This window comes from Streptomyces thermospinosisporus (assembly GCF_039526425.1).
GTDB lineage: Bacteria > Actinomycetota > Actinomycetes > Streptomycetales > Streptomycetaceae > Streptomyces > Streptomyces thermocarboxydovorans.
Genome location: NZ_BAAAIZ010000086.1, coordinates 1 through 2,137 on the forward strand (window position 1 = coordinate 1; position 2,137 = coordinate 2,137).

The following is a 2,137-nucleotide window of genomic DNA, read 5'->3' on the forward strand; positions in this document are numbered from 1 at the left end:
TGTTGAGCGTGCTGACCGGGATGCCACCACGGCATTCGATCAGCCCCTGGTGACACTCAGGGATACCCATGCCCGAGGGGTCCGCGAGCGTGGCCGGATTCTGGGCGGCGTAGCTGTAGCCGTTGAGGGTCTGGCCCACGCCGGTCTGCAGGAGCGGATCGACGCTGATGAACTGGCCGATCCCGGGATCGTACTGGCGGGCATCGACGTGAGTGAGTCCCGTACCGGTGTCAGCGGTCTTGCCCAGGAAGCCCTTGTCGTCGGGCCATGCCGACCCGGTGACGCTGCCTCGGGGTGCGCCGAATGGGGTCATGTAGCGCCGGGAGAAGGCCTGATCCGTGGCGTCGATGGCCAGAGTGGCCGTGCCGTGCTGGTCGGTGACCAGGTAGCTGAGTTCGTTGCTGCCGCTCTCGTTGGATCGCACGGCGACGGTCACGCCACCTGCGCTGTAGTGGCGCTGGGCCCAGGTGCTGCCGTTGGCTCGCAGGTGAAGCTCGGTCGTCCCGACGTACAGGACGCGTTCTCCGCCTTCGGTGCTGCGGATGAGGAGTTCGCCGTCGGCCGCGTACAGGTAGTCGGTTGAGGTACCGGCCTCGGTGAGGGTCGCCAGCTTGCCCTCGTCGGACCAGTCGAGGTCCTGTGTGGCGGTGCCGTCAGGCCGACTGGTGGTGTTGCCGGTGCTGTCGAACTCGAAGGCGCGGTCCGGGGCGGTGCAGTCGGCCTTCGTGCTGGTTCCCGTGAGGGCGTGCGGCTGGTTCTCCTTCTCGTAGCAATAGGTCGTCGTGGTGTCGCCGGTCGGGGTGTGCTTGGTCTCCGTTGTGCGCTGGCCGGCGTCGTTGTAGGTGTAGCTGGTCCAGTACGGGGCCCGGCCGCCCAGGCTGCTCGCGCTGCGGGGGTCGGAGCACTTCTGCGATGTGGGCGTCCATGCCTCGGTCAGGCGCCGGTGGCCGTCGTAGGCGAAGCACTGCATCTCCGCGGCGGCGGTGCCACCGAGGGTGCTGGTGTCGGCGATGGAGGTGACGTTGCCCGCCTGGTCGTAGGTGTAGAGGAGGTTCTGCAGTTTGTACGGGTGGGTCTGGTCCGTGACGTGGCTGCCGAGGAGCCGTCCGGTGCCTTCCTCCCAGGTGTTGGTGACGTATGCCTTCTTGTGCTCCTCGGTGTTCGCGGTGCCAAGCACGAGCTGCTGGGCCTGGCCGAGGGCGGAGTAGTCGGCGTCGAGCAGATAGCCGGTGCTGCCGCCGACGGAGGTGACCTGACCGGTGCTGGTGTAGCCGTAGTCGATGATCTCCGAGGGCAGTCCGCCGAGCGCGGGCTCCTTGGCGGACTGCAGTGTGCCGTCGATGTTGTAGTGGCTCTCGAACTGAAGCGTGGCCGGCGTACCCGCCCCGACGAGCGGGTCGGAGTCCGGGAGGGTCAGTTCGGTGGTGGTGGGCCGGGACAGGCTGTCGTAGGCGGTGACCGTCTTGGTGTATGCCTTGCCGGTCTTGCCGCCGACGTAGCGGGTGCTCGCGTCCGGCTGTCCCTTGAGGAGGCTGTCGTAGGTGAAGGCCGTCAGCTGGTTGGCGTCGGTCTTTGAGCCAGTCCACGTGCCGGTGATGCGGCCGATCTCGTCGTAGGCGGTCAGGATGCTGCGGCCTCTTGAGTCAGTGGTTCTGGTCAGTCGGTCCAGCGTGTCGTAGCCGAGCTTTGTCAGGCCCTTGTCCGGGTCATCGGCACTCGTCTTCCGGCCGAACAGGTCGTAGCCGTATGTCCATGTGGCGCCGTCGGGGCCGGTGACCCGGGACTGCTTGTCGTCGAGCGTGTACTGGAACTTGGTGGATGTGTACGAGGCAGTGCCGGCTCCGCCTCCGAACTGCGGGTCGGCCGGGTTCGTGCCCGCATACTCGCGGGTCTCGACCGTCCGGCCGCGGGCGTCGGTGATGGTGCGGGTAGCCGAGCCGCCCTGGACCGCGGAGGTGGCGGTGGAGTCACCGGTGTAGGCGGTGGTGGTCGACCACTTCTTCACCCCGTACACATACAGGCTGCTGGAGACCGCCCGCTCCGCGCCGTCGTAGACCGTCTCGATCTGCCGGGGGTCATGTCCCTTCTCGTGGTGTAGCCGATCAATCAGTGGTCGCGTTGGTGGTGTTGGGTAGCG

Annotated in this window: 1 protein-coding gene; it reads right to left on the reverse strand. The window is 67.2% G+C overall.

The genetic code is table 11. From position 1 onward, the window contains the following. A partial coding sequence (locus ABD207_RS25125; protein WP_425580817.1) for an RHS repeat-associated core domain-containing protein occupies positions 1 to 2,137 on the reverse strand: 2,137 nt, incomplete at both ends.